A 19338-nucleotide genomic window follows, 5' to 3' on the forward strand; every position below is an offset into this window, starting at 1 on the left:
GCCGCGTTCCCCCCGTACCGTCGAGTACATGACGGATCGGGCGAGGACCGAGGTCAACGAACCCGGACCGGGCGACGGGCGGCCCGGCCGCCGGCCCCCCGCCCGCCGGCCCGTCCACGCAGTGGCGCACCCCGGCCTGACCTCCGCCGAGGTCGCCGAACGGGTGGCCAGGGGCGAGGTCAATGACGTCCCCGTACGTTCCTCCCGCTCCGCCGCCGAGATCATCCGCGCCAACGTCTTCACCCGGTTCAACGCGATCATCGGCGTGCTCTTCGTGATCATCCTCGTCGTCGGCCCGATCCAGGACGGCCTGTTCGGCTTCGTCATCGTCGCCAACACCGGCATCGGCATCGTCCAGGAGCTCCGCGCCAAGAAGACCCTGGACAACCTGGCGGTCATCGGCGAGGCCCGCCCGACCGTCCGCCGCGACGGCGCGGCCGCCGAGATCCCCACCTCCGAGGTCGTCCTCGACGACGTCATCGAACTAGGGCCCGGCGACAAGGTCATCGTCGACGGCGAGGTCCTGGAGACCGACGGCCTGGAGGTCGACGAATCGCTGCTGACCGGCGAGGCCGACCCGGTCCTGAAGAAACCCGGCGACCCGGTGATGTCCGGCAGCTTCGTCGTCGCGGGCAATGGCGCCTTCACCGCCACCAAGGTCGGCCGCGAGGCCTACGCCGCCCAGCTCGCCGAGGAGGCCAGCCGGTTCACCCTGGTCCACTCCGAACTGCGCACCGGCATCAGCCAGATCCTCAAATACGTGACCTGGATGATGATTCCGACCGCCCTCGGGCTCATCCTCAGCCATCTGCTCACCCTCCGGCTGCCGATCGACGAAGCCATCCGCCGCATGGTCGCCGGCATCGTTCCCATGATCCCCGAGGGCCTGGTCCTGCTGACCTCCGTGGCCTTCGCCATCGGTGTCGTCCGGCTCGGCCGCAAACAGTGCCTCGTCCAGGAACTGCCGGCCATCGAGGGCCTGGCCAGGGTCGATGTCGTCTGCCTCGACAAGACCGGCACCCTCACCGAGGGCGGCATGGACGTCCGCGAACTCCGCCTCCAGGACGGCGCCGAGGAACCGTACGTCCGCCACGTACTGGCCGCCCTGGGCGCCTCCGACCCCCGCCCCAACGCCTCCCTCCAGGCCATCATCGACGCCTGCCCCGCCACCGGCGCCACCTGGACCACGACCGGCTCCCTCCCCTTCTCCTCCGCCCGCAAATACAGCGGCGCCTCGCTCCAGGCCCCCGACGGCGACCGCACCGCCTGGCTCCTGGGCGCCCCCGACGTCCTGCTGCCGCCCGGCCACCGGGCCCTGGCCGAGGTCGACACCCTCAACGCGCAGGGCCTGCGGGTCCTCCTCCTCGCCGCCGCCGACCGCGACCTGGAGGACCCCGAGATCACCCGGAACGTCCGCCCCACCGCCCTCGTCGTCCTCGAGCAACGCCTGCGCCCCGACGCCTCCGACACCCTCCGCTACTTCGCCGACCAGGGCGTCCAGGCCAAGGTGATCTCCGGTGACAACGCGGTCTCGGTGGGCGCGGTGGCCGGCACACTCGGCCTGCCCGGCGCCGACTCCCCCGTGGACGCCCGCGAGCTTCCCCCCGATACGGCCGCCATGGCCGCCGCCCTCGACAAGGCCACCGTCTTCGGCCGCGTCACCCCCGGCCAGAAGCGCGACATGGTCACCGCCCTCCAGTCACGCGGTCACAACGTCGCCATGACCGGCGACGGCGTCAACGACGTCCTGGCCCTCAAGGACGCGGACATCGGCGTCGCCATGGGCGCCGGCTCCGAGGCGACCCGCGCAGTGGCCCAGATCGTCCTCCTCAACAACAGCTTCGCCACGCTCCCCTCCGTCGTCGCCGAGGGCCGCCGCGTCATCGGCAACATCACCCGAGTAGCCACGCTCTTCCTCACCAAGACCGTCTACTCGGTTTTTCTGGCAATCCTGGTCGCCTGCTGGCAGATCCCCTACCCCTACCTCCCCCGCCACCTCACCCTCCTGTCCACCCTCACCATCGGCGTCCCGGCCTTCTTCCTCGCCCTCGCCCCCAACAAGGAACGCGCCCGGCCCCACTTCGTCCGCCGCGTCATGCGCTACGCCATCCCCTCCGGCCTCATCACCGGCACCGCCGCGTTCGCCACGTACCTCCTGGCCCGCAGCTACTACACCGGCCCCGGCGCCCTACCCGCCGAGACCAGCGCCGCCACCCTGACCCTCTTCCTCACCGCCCTGTGGGTCCTGGCGATCATCGCCCGCCCCTACTCCTGGTGGCGTATCGCCCTGGTCCTGGCCATGGCGCTGGGCTTCCTCGTCGTCCTCGTCACCCCATGGCTGCAACGCTTCTTCGACCTACGCCTGGTCGGCACGACGATGCCGTGGGCCGCCGTCGCCGTCGCCGCCGTCGCCGCCGCGCTCCTGGAGACCACCTGGCGCTGGGTCGCGCGGCGCCACCCCGCCTGAGGAAACTACGGAATTGGCGGTTCCGCCTGCCTCGCCCTAGGGTCCATGCCCATGACATTCACAGCGGGGGATCACCTCAAGTACGAAATCCTGGCCAGGGGCCACCACCACGGCGGAGGCGGCACCTACTCGGGCACCGGCGACGGCACCATGGAGTGGTGGATGTGGGTGGTGCTCGCCATCGGCGTGATCGCCATCCTCTGGAGCGTCGTGAAGAAGTTCACGAACTGACCCGGCACCCACCATTCATCCCGCAAGGGCGGCCCGACTCCTCACCATCGGGCCGCCCTTGCGGCCTTCCGCAACGCGACGCAGGCCGGTGGCGGCGCGCGGCACCCGCGAGGGTGGCGCTCCGGCCCCTCTCCCCCTAGGGTCCCTCCCCATGAAGCTCACTTCGGGGGATCTGACCTACGAAATCCTGGCCCGTGGCCACCACTCGCACCACTACTCCCACCACTACGGCGGCAGCCACGGCAGCGGCAACGGCGTCATGGACTGGTGGGAGTGGCTGATCCTGGCCGTCGGCGCGGTCGTCGTCATCTGGACCCTGGTGAAGAAGTTCACCTCGGACTGAAGCGGCCGGTCCCGGGGTGGCCGTAGCCTTTCCGGGGCCATGAACGCGCGGACCAGCCGGAGGACGGCATGACGATTCACCAACCGGGGCTACCGGGGGACTTGCCGCCGGCGGAGGTGCTGTGGGCACGGTGGGCGCTGGTTGCCGTGCTGCAGGCGAGTACCGCGGCGGAGGGGCTCGGGGTGCACCGCACCGGCTGCTGGATCGACGACGGGGGCCTGCACCTCGACGACAGCGGCTGCACGTGGTGGACGCTGGCCGACAGGGGCGAAGGCCGGTTCGTGCTCTTCGGCGAGGACGAGTCGAGCGACGTCAAGTGGCACCAGCCGCCGATCGACATGCTGGCCGGTGCCCCGGACTGGCTCCCGTACGAGACGCTGCGCGACCTGCTCGAAGGGTACGAACTGGGCTGCGTCTACTGGTACGAGAACGGCGCCTGGGCCCGCGCGCCGTACCCCGACAGCCTGGACGACGACGGCCTCGACTGCGGCCTGAACCGCTTCGCCGACAAGGACGAGGCCCTGGGCATGCTGGACGGCAACGACTTCGGCACGGCCGCCGGCCACAGCGCCGAGACCCTCATGGACCGGGCGGAGCGGTACCGGCTGACGCCGGAGCTGCTGGAATCCCTGGTCGCCGACTCCGACGCCGGACACTGGGACCTGCCCGCCATGACCCGGGCGCTCCGGCAGGCAGGGCTCACGGGGCTCGCGGGCGAGGAAGTCCCGGCCTAGGGCCGGCAGGCCGTAGCCCCGCCGGCCCCGCGCCTCAGTCGAACCACCGGGCCTCCGCCAGCTCCTCCCCCCGCTCCGGGTCCTCGAGGAGCGCCGCCACCTCGAAACGGCGGGGCCATTGGGCCGCGGCCCAGGAGAGGCCGGCGGCGACGCCCTCCAGGGTGGCGGCGTGGAGGGTGGCGTCCGGCGTCCAGCGCCAGTCGAGTTCGGTGCCGTCCTCCAGGACGAGCGCTTCGTGCTCGACGTAGAAGGTGGGGGTGGCCGGGCCGAGCAGCACCCGTACCGCCTCCGGCACCTCGTGGCGGGTGCCTTCGGAGCGGACCTCGGCGGTGACGGCCTCGCTCAGGCGGCGTACCTGGAGGAGTTCGGCCAGCTCGGCGGCGTGGGACGGGCGGACCGGGAGGAGGGGGAGGCCGGTGGCCAGGGGCATCAGGTCGGGCGCGTCGGCGACGACCGCATCGCCGGCGTCCACCACCCGGATCTCGCCGTCGACGACGGCCCTGAGCTCGTCGGGCAGGGTGACATCGTCGGGGTCCATATCCGTCAACGCGCCGTAGAGGGCGTGGAGCTGGGCGGGACCGACGGTCCCCTCCGGGTCGGCGAGCCGGGAGAGCAGCTCCGCGGCGCCGCCCGGTTCGTCCAGCAGGGCGGCGACCGTGGTGCGGACGCCGAGGGCGCGCAGGACCTGGTCGTCGACCTCGCCGGCGTCCGCGGACTCGTACAGGCCGGCAAGGAGCGGGTCGCCGCCGGCCGAGCGCAGGCCGGCGGGGCGGCGGCCGTCCAGGACGGGATGGCCGCGCAGCCACCAGGCGGTGTACGAGCGTACGGACTCCGTGGTGCCGTCGGGCAGGAGTACCCGTACGGGGGCGGTCAGCGCATCACGCAGCGGCGGCTGGGAGAGCATCGCAAGGACCTGGGGCCAGGAGTCGTCGTCCACCAGATCGAGGTCGCGTACCGCTACGAGTTCGGTGACGACGGGGGGAACGGGCGTCTCGGGCAGGGCGTCGAGGATGTCCTCGCACCAGACGTCGACCGCGTCCAGCAGGCCCGGGTCGTCGGGCTCGGCGAAGTCCCCGTCCCGCGGCTCCAGTTCGTCCGGGTCCAGGACGACGTCGGTGGCGCGGACGAGGGCGAAGGCGGCCAGGACACCCACGGCCGTCAGCGGCTGCTCCCCCCAGCGCTCGGCCAACTCGGCCTCACAGGCGGCGAGTTCCCCCTCACGGATGACGCGCTCGAAGGGGCTGCCGGGATACACCAGCTCACCGGCGGGCGCCAGCTCCCCCTCCTCGTCCGGCAGGGCGAGGGCGGCCAGCCAGGGCTCGTCGCCGGGGGTGAGGTTGGCGTCGCGGACGAGGCCGAGGACCGCCTCGGCCAGTTCCTCGGCGCCGAGCGGGGCGCCGAAGCCGCCGCCCAGCTCGTCCGCGAAGACGTCGTAGGCGTCCTCGTCGGCGTCGAGGGAGTTCTCCACCGCCGCGCGCACCTGGGGTGTGGTGAGTACGGCGCGCGGGGAGGCCGGGGTGGCGCCCAGTTTTTCCAGCAGCGGGTGGACGGCGTCCGGGTGGGCGACCTTCAGGCCGAGGCGGGCCAGGGTGCGATGGCGGGCCTCGGAGTCGCCGTCTTCGTACGGGCCGCCGTCGGGCAGCGGCAGCAGGACCTGACGCGGTCCGATCGTGGTCCGTACGCTGCCGTTCGCGCCGCCCGGCCCCTGGCCGTTTGCGCCCGCGAGCGGCACCGGCAGCCCGCTCAGCCGGTCCGGGTCCGTGCCGGCCAGCGCGTCATAGAGGCGCCACCACCAGCCGGGGGCGCGTTCGACCCCCGCCAGCCGGTCGATCATCTCGCTGAGCGGCACCCTCGCCACACTCAACGCCCGCAGTTCCGGCCGCCGTTCGAGACCGGCCGGCAGCAGGCTGGGGAACAGCTCGGCCAGTACGCCGACCGTGGCCGCGCCCGCGCCCTCCAGGAGTTCGGCGTCCACGGGCCGCAGCACGTAGCGCTGGGCATCGTTCTCGTCCTCGTCCCACTCGTCCGGCGCCGCCGGCTCCTCGGGCGTGCCCGCGCTCGGCAGGAAACGGACCCGGGGCAGCAGTTCCAGCACCTGTCGGCGCAGTTCGCCGTCCAGACCGCCCTTGCCCAGGGGGCCCGGGACCAGATCGAGGGTGCCGACGGACACCGGCTGCCAGTCACGGAGCAGCGAGGCGTAGGCCGCGGCGGCCCGCTCCACCAGGAAGCCGGTCAGCGGGCCCGGCGCGACATGACGGCGGGTCGGCTCGAGGGGGAAGGACGCGATCAGCAGCGCGGGCAGGTCCAGGGGCTCGTCCGTCGGGGTCGGCGCATGCACCACGGCGGCGGTCGACGGGCGGGCCGGCGCGCCCTCCTTGTCCACCGGTACCGCCCAGGTCACCGACCATGCCGGGCGCAGCCGTTCCTCGACGGGGCGGTCGGCGAGCAGCGCCGGGTCCAGCGGGCCGCCGTCCGTGGCCACCCGCCACCGGGTGGCACCGCGCTCGCTGTCCTCGATCAGGACGTGGTCGCCGTCCTGACTGCGCTTCAGCTCCCGTACGCCCTCCGGGGTCTCGATCACGACCTCGGCCAGGCCCGGCAGGGTGAGCAGCAGCGCCGCGTCGATCCCGGCCAGCAGCCGCTCGGCGAGGTCCTGTGCGGCGCCGTCGCGCAGCGGCAGCACGACCGCGGTGTCATAGCCCTCCGGCGCGCCGCCCTCCGCGGGCAGCGGGAGGCGCAGCAGCGGTACATGGCCGTCGCGGCGGCGCAGCTCGCCGCCCAGGCCGGGGCTGTGCGCGGCCACCTCCTGGGCCAGCGCGCGGGCCTCGGCGAGCGACCAGCGGACGCCGCCGGTACGGCCCACCAGCGCGGGCTCGTCGCTGACGGACAGCACCGCGGCGAACCCGACCCCGAACCGGCCGACCGCACCGGTCGCGGCGCTCGCCTCTCGCTTGGCGGAGGCCCGCAGGGTGGACAGGGACTCCACCCCGGTGGCGTCCAAGGGGGCACCCGTGTTGGACGCCACGAGGACGGCGGCTCCGGTGTCATCGGCCGGGTGCAGGGTCAGGCGCAGCCGGCCGGAGACGCCGGCGCGAGCGGCCGCGTCGGCGGCGTTCTGGGCCAGTTCCACGGCGAGGCGGTCGCGGTAGCCGCCGAGAGCGAGGTCTTCCTCGGCGTTGGCATCCTCCCGGAACCGGGCGGGCGACGCGGCCCAGGCGTCCAGTACACCGCGCCGGAGCCGGGCGGTTCCGAACGGGTCGGCGCCCTCGGCTGCGCCTCGCACCCACGACCTAGCAGCCACGTGTCTGTCTCCCTCTGGATGGTCTTGGCCCGACGGTATCGCTCCGCCTTGCCGGGTGGCGCGCCGTGCCCGCAGCTGTGGTCCGTTTCCCGCCTTCGGCGGGATCAGGGTGGGTTGTGGGGCCCGTCGTAACCCCTCCCCGGCCGGAGGTCGACACCGTACGGGAGGGGGCGCTCCGCAGGGACGGAGTACCGGAGGAGAGCCCCCGCACCCACCCCTACGCACAAACGACCGCTACGGCCAACCCCACCCCGCCCGCCGAAGGCGGGCAAAAAACAACAGACGAGGTACGGCGGAGTCACCCGACACCGTGGGGCGAACCCCGAAGGGCAACGTGGGGCGAACCCCGAAGCACGCCTAGCTGTGCCCGAGCTCATCCGCGGGTCCGGCCTCCGGGACGGACCCGCCCGGCTCCGGCCGCAGAGACAACGGCTCGATGACCGTCTCGTCGAGAACCGGCTCGGCCGGCCGCGGCGGTGCCGGCATCACGGCGGCCTCCGAGTGGGCTCCGCAGCCGTACGCGAGGGAGACGACCCGGCCGTCCGCCGGAGCGAACTCGTTGGCGCAGACACCGAAGGCCTGGCGCAGCGAGCCGGTGAGCGGGGTGAGGAAGCCGCAGGTCATGCACGTGGCGGGGGCCGCCTGGGCCATGGGCGTCTTGGCGCCGTAGGACTCTTCCCAGCGGTCGGCGGCGGCGTGCAGGCCGTAGCGGGAGAGGACCCGGGCGCGGCGCATGCCCAGCTCCTCGGCGAGGTCGGCGATTCCGCCGCGCGCGGGGACCGGCTGGACGGCGGGTGAGCCCGGGACGACGTCCGCCTCCTCGGAGTCGGCGACATCGGCTGCCATGCCTTCGGCGACCACGGAGTTCGGCGGCGGGCCGTCCTCGCCGGAGTAGCCGGGCTCCAGGCGCAGATCCTCGGCCTCGGTGGGCAGGAGGTCGCCGGGGCCCATGTCGCCGGGGCGCAGCCGTTCGCTCCAGGGGACCCACTCGGGCGCCAGCAGCGCGTCGGGGCCGGGCAGGAGGACGGACTCGTCGAGGGTGACGAGCTTGGCGCGGGAGGCCCTGGCGACCGTCACGGCCCAGCGCCAGCCCCGGTAGCCGGGCTCGTTGCAGGCGAAGAGATGGGTGACGACGCGGTCTCCGTCGGCGACGGCGTCGAGGTGCTCGCCGACCATGCCGGGAAGCGCGGTTTCCTCCGCCGCCGCCCGTGCAAGGTCGACCGCCTCGGCGCACAGGCGGTCAGGGGTACGGCTTCGCATCGCAGCACTCACAAGAATCGATTCTCTCTTCCACGCCGTCTCACGAGTGCGCCAGCCAAGGCTGTCCTGTCTGTCCGGACGACCGGCGGGGCCGGGGCGGGCGGAGCGGACCTGGGGACCGCGTCGACGTCCGCGCCCGATCGGTTTCGGTCGAGCGCACCTCTTACGTCCCATTCTGCGGGATAGCAATGAGGCACGCGGCCAAAAACGACCGCCGGTGGCGCGCTACACACGCTACCCCTTCAATGGTGTACGACCCCTCGGCGGGAGCGGCAAATGTCACCGACGGCCCGCCGAGGCCGGTGCGCCCCGCGCGCCAGGGCGGAGAAAGCGCCATCTGTCGGGCGAGTTGGGGCAATATGGCCAGGTGGTCAGAGGCGGGGATGGAGGCAACCGGGCCCGCCGGGCGGGTCGGGCGGCCGGGCGCGCGCTGCGCACACCGTTCACCGGCGCGGCCCGGGGCCTGCGCCGCGCGACCCATGCGCACGGTGCGGGCGAGTCGGGCCTGGGCAAGCTGATCGAGCTGCACGCGGTGAATTCCGCGGGCGACATGATGATCACGATCGCGCTGGCCTCGACGGTGTTTTTCTCGGTGCCCACGGATCAGGCGCGCGGCCGGGTGGCGCTGTATCTGGCGGTCACGATGGCGCCGTTCGCGCTGCTCGCGCCCGTGATCGGGCCGCTGCTGGACCGGGTGCCGCACGGCCGGCGGGCGGCGATGGCGGGCGCGATGCTGGCGCGGGCGCTGCTGGCGCTGACGATGTCGGGAGCCGTGGCGACCGGCGGGCTGGAGCTGTATCCGGCGGCGCTGGGGGTGCTGGTGGCGTCGAAGGCGTACGGGGTGGTGCGCAGCGCGGTGGTGCCCCGGCTGCTGCCGCCACGGATTTCGCTGGTCAAGGCCAATTCGCGGGTGACCCTGGCCGGATTGCTGGCGACCGGGGTTGCGGCGCCGGCGGGTGCCGGGCTGCATCTGATCGGGGCGAGCTGGCCGCTGTACGGGGCGTTCGTGGTGTTCGTGGCCGGCACGTTCCTGTCGTTCTCGCTGCCGCACAAGGTCGACTCGGCCAAGGGTGAGGGCCGGGCCCGGCTGGCGTCGCGGGACGCGGTGGCGCCGGGGGGCGGCAAGCCGCCGAAGCCGGGGCTGCGTACGGTCGGCCCGTCGGTGCTGCACGGCCTGCAGGCCAATGCCTGTCTGCGGGCGCTCTCCGGCTTTCTGACGTTTTTCCTGGCCTTCATGCTGCGCGAGCATCCGCTGGGCGGGCTGGGCCCGGCGACCTCGCTGGGGCTGGTGGTGGTCGCGGCCGGTGCGGGCAATGCGCTGGGTACGGCGGTGGGTGCCTGGCTGAAGGCGCGCGGCCCGGAGGCGATCATCGCGGCGATGCTGGGCCTGGCGCTGGCCGCGACGGTCTTCGCGGCGGTCTTCTACAACGTGCTGGCGATCGTCGTGGTCACCGCGGCGGCGGCCACCGCCGGCCTGTGCCAGGCGCTGGCGAAGCTGTCGCTGGACGCGATGATCCAGCGCGATGTGCCGGAGGCCGTACGGACCTCGGCCTTCGCGCGGTCGGAGACGGCGCTGCAGATGTCGTGGGTGGTCGGCGGCGCCATCGGCATCTCGCTGCCGCTGGTCGGCATGCTGGGCATGTCGGTGGCCGCGGGCCTGGTGGCCATCGGGGTGCTCGTGGCCGTACGGGGACTGCTCGGCGCGGCCCGGCGCGGCGGCGCGTCGCGCGCCCGTGTGGCCTGACCCGCGCGGCACGCCGCACCCGCGCGTGGCGTGAGCTGAGGCGCCCGATAGCCTGCCCGTATGACCGCTGCGTTGATCTCCCGGGGCAAGGGCCGCCGTGCCGCTGCCGCCATTGGTGTCGTGTCCCTGGGCCTCCTCACCCTCTCCGCCTGTGAGAAGCCGACCTCGCTCGCTACCGTGACCGCCGGCTCCTCGACGGTGTCGGCCGAGGCGACTCCTGGCTGCGACGGCGGCGGCAAGGCCCTCGACAAGGTGAAGTTCACCGCCTGCATCTCCAAGCAGGGCGGCAAGACGATCACGGTGAGCCCCGGCGAGAAGGTGCGCATCGGCGTGGAGCCGGAGATCGCCAAGCGCGGCTGGCTCGCCTTCGCCGGAGAGGGCGGCCAGGGGGTGTCCAAGACCCATCAGACCTACCGCACGATCGACAGCAGCGAGCTGTTCATGAAGCAGGACCCGCAGACCCGGCAGACCATCAACCTCGACAAGGTCACCCTTCAGGTCGCGGAGTACCCCAAGGACGGCGGCCAGATCCCCTCGGCCCTCTTCCACTTCACGCTGAAGCAGAAGGACTGAGGACCTCTGACCGGGACCGGGGAACGGCCGCGCGCCGTACGGACCGTCTGATGCGCGTCCTGGTGGTCACCGCGGTGGCCGCCGAGCGTGACGCGGTGTGCGCCGCGTCCGGGCCGTACGAAGCGACGGAGCTGCCCGGCGGGTACGCGCTGCACCGGACGCACCGGCCCGCCGCGCCGGCCCTCGACGTCCTTGCCGCCGGTGTCGGACCCGCCGCCGCGGCCGCCGGTACGGCCACCGCACTGACCGCCGCCGCGCTCGCGGACGAGCCGTACGACGTGGTGGTCTCGGCCGGAATCGGTGGCGGCTTCGCGCCCCGCGCGCCGTTGGGCTCGGTCGTCATCGCCGAGGCGATCGTCGCCGCCGATCTGGGCGCCGAGACCCCCGAGGGGTTCGTCCCGGTCACCGGACTCGGCTTCGGAACGGACGCCCACCACCCCGATCCGGCGCTGGTCAAGGCCATCGCCACGGCGACCGGCGGCGCGGCCGGCCCCGTGCTGACCGTCTCCACCGTCACCGGCAGCGCCGCCCGTACCGCCGAGCTGGCGGCCCGTCACCCGGGTGCGCTGGCCGAGGCGATGGAGGGCTTCGGCGTCGCCGAGGCGGCCGCCGCGCACGGTGTCCCCGTGCTCGAGATCCGTACGGTCTCCAATGCCGTCGGGCCCCGCGACCGTGCCGCCTGGCGGATCGGCGAGGCGCTGGCCGCCCTGACCGAAGCCTTCCGCGCGCTGCCCGCCGCCCTTGCACCATCCCCGAGGAGGACCCCGTGACCGCGCCCCGGCCGCTGAACACCGCGTACTCGCCGTGCCCGAACGACACCTTCGTCTTCGACGCGCTGGCGCACGGCAGGGTCCCGGGCGCGCCGGAGCTCGCGGTCACCTTCGCCGATATCGACATCACCAACGGGATGGCCGAACGCGGCGAGTTCGACGTACTGAAGGTCTCCTACGCCGTCCTGCCCTGGGTCCTTCAGGAGTACGCGCTGCTGCCGTGCGGCGGGGCGCTGGGGCGCGGCTGCGGGCCGCTGGTGCTGACCCGTGAGGAGGGTACGGGTGGGGGCCTGAAGGGGAAGACCGTCGCGGTGCCCAGCGAGCGGTCCACCGCGTATCTGCTGTTCCGGCTGTGGGCGGCGGCCGAAGTGCCGGGCGGCGTGGGCGAGATCGTGGTGCTGCCGTTCCACGAGATCATGCCGGCGGTGCGCGACGGCAGGGTGGACGCGGGCCTGGTCATCCACGAGGCGCGCTTCACGTACCAGGATTACGGGCTCACGTGCCTGGCCGACATGGGCGAGCACTGGGAGGCCACCACCGGCCTGCCGATCCCGCTCGGCGCGATCATCGCCAAGCGGTCGCTGGGTGAGCGGGCGCTGCGCGATCTCGCGGCGGCGATCCGCGATTCCGTACGGATGGCCTGGGACGACCCCGAGGCGTCCCGGCCGTACGTCCTGGAGCACGCCCAGGAGATGGATCCGGCCGTCGCCGACCAGCACATCGGGCTGTACGTCAATGAATTCACCGCCGACCTCGGCGAGGACGGCTATGCCGCGGTGCGCGGGCTGCTCACCCGCGCCGCGGCCGAGGGGCTCGTACCGCCCCTCGGCCGCGATGCGCTCAATTTTGTGGATATCCCCTAGGGGCATCTCCGGGACATCCCGGGGGACTTCTCCCGGGGTGTCGTCAGACGTCCAGCTGGTCGGCCACCGCGCGCAGCATTCCGGCGATCTTCGAACCGTGTGCCTTGTCGGGGTAACGGCCGCGCTCCAGCTGCTGGGTGACGTTTTCCAGCAGCGTGGTGAGGTCCTGCACGATCGACGCGAGTTCGTCGGGCTTACGGCGCTGTGCGGCTGCTACGGAGGGTGCGGGATCGAGGAGCGTCACGGTCAGCGCCTGGTCGCCACGCTGGCCGGCGACCACGCCGAATTCGACGCGCTGGCCGGGCTTGAGTGCGTCCACGCCGTCGGGCAGCACCGACGAATGCACAAAGACGTCACCGCCGTCGTCGCGGGAGAGGAAGCCGAAGCCCTTCTCGCTGTTGAACCACTTGACCTTGCCGGTAGGCACGTCTGTCCTCGTCCTCGTACTCGTCGGAAAATGCCGGAAAAAAAATTTGCTAGCGAAAGGCGTGGGCCGGGTCCGCCGCGGAATCCGCGGAAGAACCGGGTCTGGATAAATGGGTCTGGATAGCACTGCAGCGGGCCATCTGACCCGCCACCACCAAGGCTAATGGTCCGGTGCCCGGTGACAAGACGTCGCAGGGGGGATCCTCGGTGCCTCTGGCCCGGACTTACCCTGGTCAGGTGTCTGACGAAACGCCCCAGGCCGGGGATCTGCTGGTCCGAATCGGCGCGATCATGTTCCTAGTTGGCGCAGTGGCCACTCTCGCCACGGTGATGCCGCTGTTCCTCGGGACCGATCCGCTGCCGTCCGTCTTCTACTGGGTATGCATGCTGATGGGCGCCGGGTTCGCGGTCGCCGCGGCGGGCGTGATCCGGTCCGCCAGGGCCCAGCGGCATCAGGCGGATGCGTCCGCCGCCCCCGCCCCGTCCGCCCCCTCTGCAACGTAGCGATCCAGCCACGCCGGGAACTCCGTCAGGTCGCCGAGCACGACGTCGGCCCCGGCCGCGCGCAGCTCCTCCGCGGTGCACGGGCCGGTGGCGACCGCCACCGACAGCGCGCCCGCGGCGTGCGCCCCCCGGACGTCTCCGATGTGGTCGCCGACGTAGATCCCCGCGCCGTGCTCGCGCAGCGCCTGGGCCTTGCCCTCCGCCCACAGCGAGCCGATCACGGTGTCCACAGCGAGGTCCAGGTGCGCCACATGCAGCTTGGCGTTGGGCTCGAACTTGGCGGTGACGACGATGGCGCGCCGGCCCGCCGCATGCACGGCGGCGATGGCCTCCCGGGCGCCGGGCATCGCCGGCGTCGGCTCGATCGCGTGGTCCGGATACAGCGCCCGGTAGAAGTCACTGACCTCGGCCACCCGCTCCTGCGGGAACCACCGGCGGATCTCCTCCTCCAGCGGCGGCCCCAGCCGCGTGATGGCCTCGTCGGCGTCGACGCGGGTACCGGTCCTGGCGGAGAGCTCCTGATACGTGGCCTTGATGCCGGGACGGGAGTCGATCAGCGTCATGTCGAGGTCGAATCCGACCGTGAGGGGGTGCGCCATTTGAGCATCGTCCCACGTTGCCCTTCGGGGTTCGCCCCACGTTGCCCTTCGGGGTTCGCCCCACGTTGTCGGGTGACTCCGCCGTACCTCGTCTGTTGTTTTTGCCCGCCTTCGGCGGGCGGGGTGGGGTTGGCCACAGCGGTCAGGTAACCCGCGGGGCGGGTGCGGGAGCTCTCCTCCGGGACTTCGTCCCTGCGGAGCGCCCCCTCCCGTCCGTCGTCGACCTCCGGCCGGGGAGGGCAGAGGTTACGACGGGCCGCCCACTTGACCTCCCGGATCAGCCACAGCCGACCCCACCCCCACCCAGGGGCGGTCGCGCAACGGCGGGGAGGTGCCGGGCCGTAGGGACGAAGTCCTGGAGGCCTGGCACCGCACCCCGCACATCACATCGCGACCAGCCCCACAACCTCCCCCGATCCCGCCGCCAGGCGGGGCACAAAACCACAGAAGAGACACGGCGCCGCACCCGGCAACGTGGGGACGAACCCCGAAGGGTCCGGCAACGTGGGGCCCTTAACGCCGCCGCATCCGCCACACCAAGAACACGGCCGAAGCGACGGCCGCGACCCGCGTCATCACCGGCAGCCCGTCGAGCAGCTCCTGCCCCAGCCGCCCCTGGGCGATCGGTTCGCCCCAGCGCCCGGCGGACCGCCCCCACAGCCACACCGCCAGCCCGCCGACGACGGTCCCGGGCACGCCCAGTACCGCGAATTTCGCCTCGCCCCGGGTCAGCCGCCGCGACAGGTAGGCCAGCAGCCAGCCGCCTCCGAGCGCGATCCACGTGCCGAGCACGGCACCGGCGAGCAGCAGGACCACGGCGAGCGTGAGGACGGGGCTCAGCCATGCCCAGGGAGACACCGGCGCCGCCACGGCCTCGTCCTCCGGCTCTTCGGCCTCGGGCTCCACGGCCTCGGTGGCGCGCCGCCCGCCGAGGGCCCGGCGCAGGAGCCGGGGAAGCGGACGCTTGCCGTCCGCCTCCGCCCCGCCGGCCTCCGGGGCGTCGTCCTTCTCCAGGGGGTCGTCCGCCGCCCGGCCGCCCGTGCCCCGGTCGCCCTCCGCTGTCCCGCTCTTGTGCTGTTCGTCCCCGGGCCGGTCCCAGATCTCCGGGATCTCGATCCCGCCGACGAACCCCTGCACCGTCTCCTCCGGCCCGTACGGCGACGGCTCCGGCCCGTACGGCGACGGCTCCACCCGCCACCAGTCCGGCGGATCGTCCGCGTCACCCAGTTCATCGGCGCCGGCCAGATGCGGCGGTGCGGCGGCCGGCTCCGCCTCCGGGACGGCGGGCCGGGCACCCTTTCGCAGGAATCCGGGCCGCGCCGGGCCCGTCCCGTCGCGCGGCGGGGGCACCGTGCCGCTCCACCCACGCCCGCGGAGGCCACTGCGCGGCGGGTCCGCCGCCGGGGGCGCGTCCCCGTTCCGTGCAGCGCTCACCACGGCCTCCGGCGTGCCCAGCCGCGACAGCAGCCGCTTCACGCCGGGCACCGTGTCGGGCTTCTGGGCGTCTATCTCCGCCCGCAGCCCGGCCACCAGCCGCATCCGTGTGGCGGCCGGCAGCCCGCGCTGCTGGGCCAGGTCGCCCACCCGGCTCAGATAGTCAAAGACGAGCTGATCGCTCTCGATCCCCACGAAATCCCCTGCGGCGTCCGCTGGTTGCTGTCCCGACCGTACCGCCCGGCGAGACGGCGGGGCGCACGGGCGGACACGCCGGGCGTGCGCCCCTCGGCGCCATGGCCGCCAGACGGTGCCCCCGGATCCCTCGCCCCGCTAACGTAGGACGGATGACCGATACACCCCGCACCCTGGCCGAGGAGCTCAGAACCCGCACCGACAGCGGGCTCATCGGCCTGCTGCGGACCCGGCCCGATCTGCTCAATCCGGTGCCGGGGGATGTCACCCAGCTCGCCACCAGGGCCGGCACCCGGGCGTCGGTGGTGCGCGCGGTGGAGCGGCTCGACCGGTTCGCGCTGCAGACCGCCGAGGCGCTGGCGGTGGCACCCGATCCCTGCCCGTACGAGACGCTCGGCGGGCTGATGGGCGGGGACGCCGGCGACGAGGCGGTCGCCGCGGAGCTGCCCAGGGCGGTGGCCGCGCTGCGGGCGCAGGCGCTGGTGTGGGGCCCGGACGACCGGCTGCGGCTGGTGCGTACGGCCCGTGAGCTGCTCACGCCGAGCGCCACGCACCCCTCGCCCACCGGGCTCGGCCCGACCGTCGCCGAGGCCATGGCCGGGATGTCCCCGGGGCGGCTGCAGGACATCATCGCCGCGGCCGGGCTGCCCGCCACGCACGACCCGGTCACCGCGGCCGCCGCCCTCACCTCCCTGTTCTGCGACCGCACCCGGATGGCAGCGCTCCTCGACGCCGCCCCCGCCGAATCCGTGGCGGTCCTCGACAAGCTGCTGTGGGGGCCTGCGTACGGCGGCGTCACCGACCGGCCGGCCGCGCATCTGCGGTGGCTGCTCGACCGCGGTCTGCTGATCCCGGCGGGCGGGCGCAATGTCGTACTGCCCCGGGAAGCGGCCCTGCACCTGCGCGCCGGGCGGGCCCACCACACACCCGAGCCGGTGCCGCCCGCCCTCTCCCCCGTCACGGAACGCGATCCACAGCTTGTGGACAACGCCGCGGCGAGCCAGGCGTTCACGGCGCTCGCGACCGTCGAGGAGCTGCTCAAGGAGTGGGACCTGGGCGGCCCGTCCGTGCTGCGCGCCGGGGGCATGAGCGTCCGCGACCTGAAGCGGACCGCCACCGCCCTGGACACCACCGAGCAGCTGGCCGCCTTCTGGCTCGAACTCGCCTACGCGGCGGGGCTGATCGCCTCCGACGGCGAGGCCGACGAGCGGTACGCCGCCACGCCGGCCGCCGAGGAGTGGCTGCAGCTGCCCGACCAGGCGCGCTGGGCCACGCTCGGAGCCGCCTGGATCTCCGCGACCCGGACCGCGGGCCTGGTCGGCACCGCCGACCCGAAGGGCCGCGCCCTGGCCGCCCTCGGTCCCAACCTGGACCGCTCCCCCGCCCCCGAGGTCCGCCGCCGCGCCCTCGCCCTCCTGGCCACCCTCCCGCCCGGCACGTCCGTACCCGCCTCGGCGGTCCTGGCCCGCCTCCGGTGGGAGCGGCCACTGCGCGGGGCGGCGGGTACGGGGCCGGCCACAGCGGCCAGGGCGGCGGGCACGCCGGAAGGCGCCTCCCCCGCCCTCGGGGCACCCTCCCCCCTCGACTCCGACCTCCGCTCCCGCCTCGCCCAATGGACCCTCGACGAGGCCGAGTTGCTGGGCGTGACCGGCCGCGGAGCGCTCGCCACCCACGCTCGCGCCCTGCTCGGCACCGCGCAGGACGGGCCCGCCCCCACACCCGCCGAGAACGACATCGCGGCGGCCCGCGCCGCTGCCCTCCTCGCCCCGCTCCTCCCCGAACCCCTCGACCACGTCCTCCTCCAGGCAGACCTGACCGCCGTCGCCCCCGGTCCGCTGCACCGCCCGCTCGCCGAGGCGCTCGGGGTCCTGGCCGACATCGAGTCCAAGGGCGGCGCGACGGTCTACCGCTTCACCCCGTCCTCGGTGCGGCGCGCCCTGGACGCCGGCCGCTCCGCCGCCGAACTGCAGGAATTCCTCAGCAACCACTCCCGCACCCCGGTCCCCCAGCCACTCGCCTATCTCATCGACGATGTGGCGCGTAAACACGGCCAGTTGAGGATCGGCGCGGCCGCCGCGTACATCCGCTGCGACGACGATGCGCTGCTCGCCGAAATCCTCGCCGATCGCCGCGCCGCGGGCCTGCGCCTCCGCCGCCTGGCCCCCACGGTGCTGGCCGCGCAGACCAGCCCCGACCATCTCCTGGACGGCCTGCGGTCCATGGGCTACGCCCCCGCCGCCGAGTCCGCCACCGGCGACGTCCTGATCGCCCGCGCCGATTCCTACCGCACCCCGCCCCGCACCGCCCCCGCCCCGGTCCCCGAGGGCCCGCCGTCCCCCGACGCCACCCTCCTCGAGGCCGCGGTACGCGCCATTCGCGCCGGTGACCTGGCCGCCACCGCCGAACGCAAACCCCTGCACGCCCCCGCCCCGGCCACGGGCGCTCTGCCGCGCACCACCTCGGCCGAAACCCTCGCCACCATGCAGGCCGCCGTCCTCACCCACTCCGCCCTGTGGATCGGCTACGTCAACGCCGACGGCGCCGCCAGCCAGCGGGTGATCGCCCCCGTCCGCGTCGAGGGCGGGTTCGTCACGGCGTACGACCACACCTCGGACGAGGTGCGTACGTATCCACTGCACCGGATCACCGGGGTCGCGGAGCTGGCGGACGACGCGGTGTGAGGCGGCGGGCCGCCGCCCACGGGCCGGCTGCCCGTCGCGGGTCAGCGGCCCCTCCCGCGGCCGTCGCCCTTGCCCGCCCGGCGCCAGATCACCGTCATGCCGAGCACCAGCACGGCCACGGCGACGAGGACGATGACGGCCTTGACGGCGAGGTCCGCCAGGAGGTGCGGGACGAGGTCGGACGACGTCATCGCGAGACTCGGCCGCACGGGGTCCGGCACGACGGGGTGGGTCATCACGGGGTGGGTCATCACCGGCCGCCCCTCCGGCCCGAGCGGCCGGGCCCGTCCTCCAGCCGCCGGGCGGCGGCCCGCAGCGCCGCACGCAGCGCCGGGTCCGCATACCGGCGGGCCTGATCGAGCCTGCCGCGCCGCTTGAGAGTCAGGGCGACGGCGAAGACCACCAGGGCGAGCACCACCAGTCCACCCGCGATCAGCCCGAACCTGACGAGCATGAGATTGAGATAGCTCTCCACGCTGCCCTCCTTTTTATATCACGTCTGTGATACAAAACAATTTATCACGCTCGTGATACAAAGAATCCATGCCGAAGCAAGTGGACCCGGACGCCCGCCGCCGCGAAGTTGTCGACGCCCTCTTCCGTGTCGCCGTCCGCGACGGCCTGCAACGGGCCTCGCTGCGGGCCGTCGCCGACGAGGCCGCCCTCAACATCGGCTCGGTCCGGCACTACTTCGCGGGCCGCCAGGAGCTGATGCGCTTCGCGATGCAGTCGATGCTCGACCGGGTCGGCGGCCGCCTGCTGCGGCGCATCGAGGAGATCGGCGAGCTCGGCAGCCACTCCCCCGCACAACAGTTCCGGCTCGCGGCCGGGCTGCTGGAGGAGCTGCTCCCGCTCGAGGAAGACCGCCGGGCCGAGGTCATCGTGTTCCTCGACTTCAGCGCCGCCGCCCGCACCGACCCTGCCCTCGCCGACCTCGCCGAAGAGGCCGCCACCGGCACCCGCAGGCTCCTCCGCCGCATCCTGGAGCGCCTGAAGGAGACCGGCGCCCTGGGTGCCGGCCGCGACCTCCCCCTCGAGACCGAGCGCCTGGCCGCGCTCCTGGACGGCCTGGGCCTGGGCGCCGCACTGCACCCGCACGTCCTCGCCCCGCACACCGCCGCCAAGGCGCTGCACACCCACCTCGCCGACCTCGCCGCCCCCGCTCACCGGCACCCGGGTACCGAGGCCTGAGAACCCGGCCCCGCCCCCCGTG

At 73.6% G+C, this 19338-nt stretch carries 18 protein-coding genes; 11 read left to right on the plus strand and 7 right to left on the minus strand.

Going from position 1 to position 19338, the window contains the following annotated elements; all coding sequences use genetic code 11:
- Window positions 1-28 precede the first annotated feature (28 nt).
- From ACZ4S3_RS27625 to ACZ4S3_RS27640, 4 genes are all read left to right on the plus strand, one after another.
- A complete protein-coding gene (locus ACZ4S3_RS27625) occupies window positions 29-2467 on the plus strand; it encodes an HAD-IC family P-type ATPase (protein WP_467938709.1) in 2439 nt (812 codons plus the stop codon).
- 51 nt (window positions 2468-2518) lie between these two features.
- Window positions 2519-2698: a hypothetical protein gene (locus ACZ4S3_RS27630; RefSeq protein WP_467938711.1), complete on the plus strand. Its 180-nt coding sequence runs from the start codon at window positions 2519-2521 to the stop codon at window positions 2696-2698.
- Between the two features lie 151 nt (window positions 2699-2849).
- Entirely contained in the window at window positions 2850-3041 is a 192-nt protein-coding gene (locus tag ACZ4S3_RS27635) for a hypothetical protein (RefSeq protein ID WP_467938713.1), read from the plus strand.
- 68 nt (window positions 3042-3109) lie between these two features.
- Entirely contained in the window at window positions 3110-3775 is a 666-nt protein-coding gene (locus tag ACZ4S3_RS27640) for a hypothetical protein (protein ID WP_467938715.1), read from the plus strand.
- 34 nt (window positions 3776-3809) lie between these two features.
- On the opposite strand, the gene ACZ4S3_RS27645 is transcribed toward ACZ4S3_RS27640, so the two are convergent.
- Both ACZ4S3_RS27645 and ACZ4S3_RS27650 read right to left on the minus strand, forming a co-directional pair.
- Window positions 3810-7058 carry a sacsin N-terminal ATP-binding-like domain-containing protein gene (locus ACZ4S3_RS27645; protein ID WP_467939026.1) on the minus strand — a complete coding sequence of 1083 codons (3249 nt, stop codon included), beginning with the start codon at window positions 7056-7058 and terminating at the stop codon, window positions 3810-3812.
- Window positions 7059-7433: 375 nt separating this feature from the next.
- Window positions 7434-8336, minus strand: coding sequence for a DUF3027 domain-containing protein (locus ACZ4S3_RS27650; protein ID WP_467938717.1), 903 nt, complete (start codon window positions 8334-8336; stop codon window positions 7434-7436).
- Window positions 8337-8685: 349 nt separating this feature from the next.
- On the opposite strand from ACZ4S3_RS27650, the gene ACZ4S3_RS27655 reads away from it, so the two are divergent.
- Genes ACZ4S3_RS27655 through ACZ4S3_RS27670 form a run of 4 tightly spaced genes read left to right on the plus strand, consistent with a single transcriptional unit; the run spans window position 8686 to window position 12286 of the window.
- Window positions 8686-10080, plus strand: a complete 1395-nt coding sequence (locus ACZ4S3_RS27655) for an MFS transporter (protein WP_467938719.1) — start codon at window positions 8686-8688, stop codon at window positions 10078-10080.
- 60 nt (window positions 10081-10140) lie between these two features.
- Complete coding sequence (locus tag ACZ4S3_RS27660; RefSeq protein ID WP_467938721.1) at window positions 10141-10653, plus strand: hypothetical protein; 513 nt, start codon at window positions 10141-10143, stop codon at window positions 10651-10653.
- Between the two features lie 50 nt (window positions 10654-10703).
- On the plus strand, window positions 10704-11423 hold the full coding sequence (locus ACZ4S3_RS27665) for a futalosine hydrolase (RefSeq protein ID WP_467938723.1): 720 nt from the start codon (window positions 10704-10706) through the stop codon (window positions 11421-11423).
- Window positions 11420-12286: a 1,4-dihydroxy-6-naphthoate synthase gene (locus tag ACZ4S3_RS27670; RefSeq protein ID WP_467938725.1), complete on the plus strand. Its 867-nt coding sequence runs from the start codon at window positions 11420-11422 to the stop codon at window positions 12284-12286. The genes ACZ4S3_RS27665 and ACZ4S3_RS27670 overlap by 4 nt, the downstream gene beginning before the upstream one ends.
- Window positions 12287-12329: 43 nt before the next feature.
- Here the strand turns inward: ACZ4S3_RS27670 and ACZ4S3_RS27675 are convergent, their stop codons facing one another.
- Window positions 12330-12713: a cold-shock protein gene (locus ACZ4S3_RS27675; protein WP_136740898.1), complete on the minus strand. Its 384-nt coding sequence runs from the start codon at window positions 12711-12713 to the stop codon at window positions 12330-12332.
- A gap of 236 nt (window positions 12714-12949) precedes the next feature.
- Here ACZ4S3_RS27675 and ACZ4S3_RS27680 point away from each other — a divergent pair, with 236 nt between their 5' ends.
- Window positions 12950-13216, plus strand: coding sequence for a hypothetical protein (locus tag ACZ4S3_RS27680; protein WP_467938728.1), 267 nt, complete (start codon window positions 12950-12952; stop codon window positions 13214-13216).
- Here the strand turns inward: ACZ4S3_RS27680 and ACZ4S3_RS27685 are convergent.
- Complete coding sequence (locus ACZ4S3_RS27685) at window positions 13165-13815, minus strand: HAD family hydrolase (protein ID WP_467938730.1); 651 nt, start codon at window positions 13813-13815, stop codon at window positions 13165-13167. The genes ACZ4S3_RS27680 and ACZ4S3_RS27685 overlap by 52 nt on opposite strands.
- Before the next feature lie 513 nt (window positions 13816-14328).
- Window positions 14329-15444, minus strand: a complete 1116-nt coding sequence (locus ACZ4S3_RS27690; RefSeq protein WP_467938732.1) for a hypothetical protein — start codon at window positions 15442-15444, stop codon at window positions 14329-14331.
- A 152-nt stretch (window positions 15445-15596) separates the two neighbouring features.
- Between ACZ4S3_RS27690 and ACZ4S3_RS27695 the strand changes: the two genes are divergently transcribed.
- Window positions 15597-18125 carry a helicase-associated domain-containing protein gene (locus tag ACZ4S3_RS27695; RefSeq protein WP_467938734.1) on the plus strand — a complete coding sequence of 843 codons (2529 nt, stop codon included), beginning with the start codon at window positions 15597-15599 and terminating at the stop codon, window positions 18123-18125.
- A gap of 41 nt (window positions 18126-18166) precedes the next feature.
- Here ACZ4S3_RS27695 and ACZ4S3_RS27700 read toward each other — a convergent pair whose 3' ends face one another.
- Both ACZ4S3_RS27700 and ACZ4S3_RS27705 read right to left on the minus strand, forming a co-directional pair.
- On the minus strand, window positions 18167-18376 hold the full coding sequence (locus ACZ4S3_RS27700; RefSeq protein ID WP_467938736.1) for a hypothetical protein: 210 nt from the start codon (window positions 18374-18376) through the stop codon (window positions 18167-18169).
- Window positions 18376-18600, minus strand: a complete 225-nt coding sequence (locus ACZ4S3_RS27705) for a hypothetical protein (RefSeq protein WP_467938738.1) — start codon at window positions 18598-18600, stop codon at window positions 18376-18378. The genes ACZ4S3_RS27700 and ACZ4S3_RS27705 overlap by 1 nt, the downstream gene beginning before the upstream one ends.
- Before the next feature lie 68 nt (window positions 18601-18668).
- Here ACZ4S3_RS27705 and ACZ4S3_RS27710 point away from each other — a divergent pair, with 68 nt between their 5' ends.
- Window positions 18669-19316, plus strand: coding sequence for a TetR/AcrR family transcriptional regulator (locus ACZ4S3_RS27710; protein ID WP_467938740.1), 648 nt, complete (start codon window positions 18669-18671; stop codon window positions 19314-19316).
- The last annotated feature ends 22 nt before the right edge of the window (window positions 19317-19338 follow it).

This window comes from Streptomyces sp. NPDC028368, assembly GCF_055565615.1.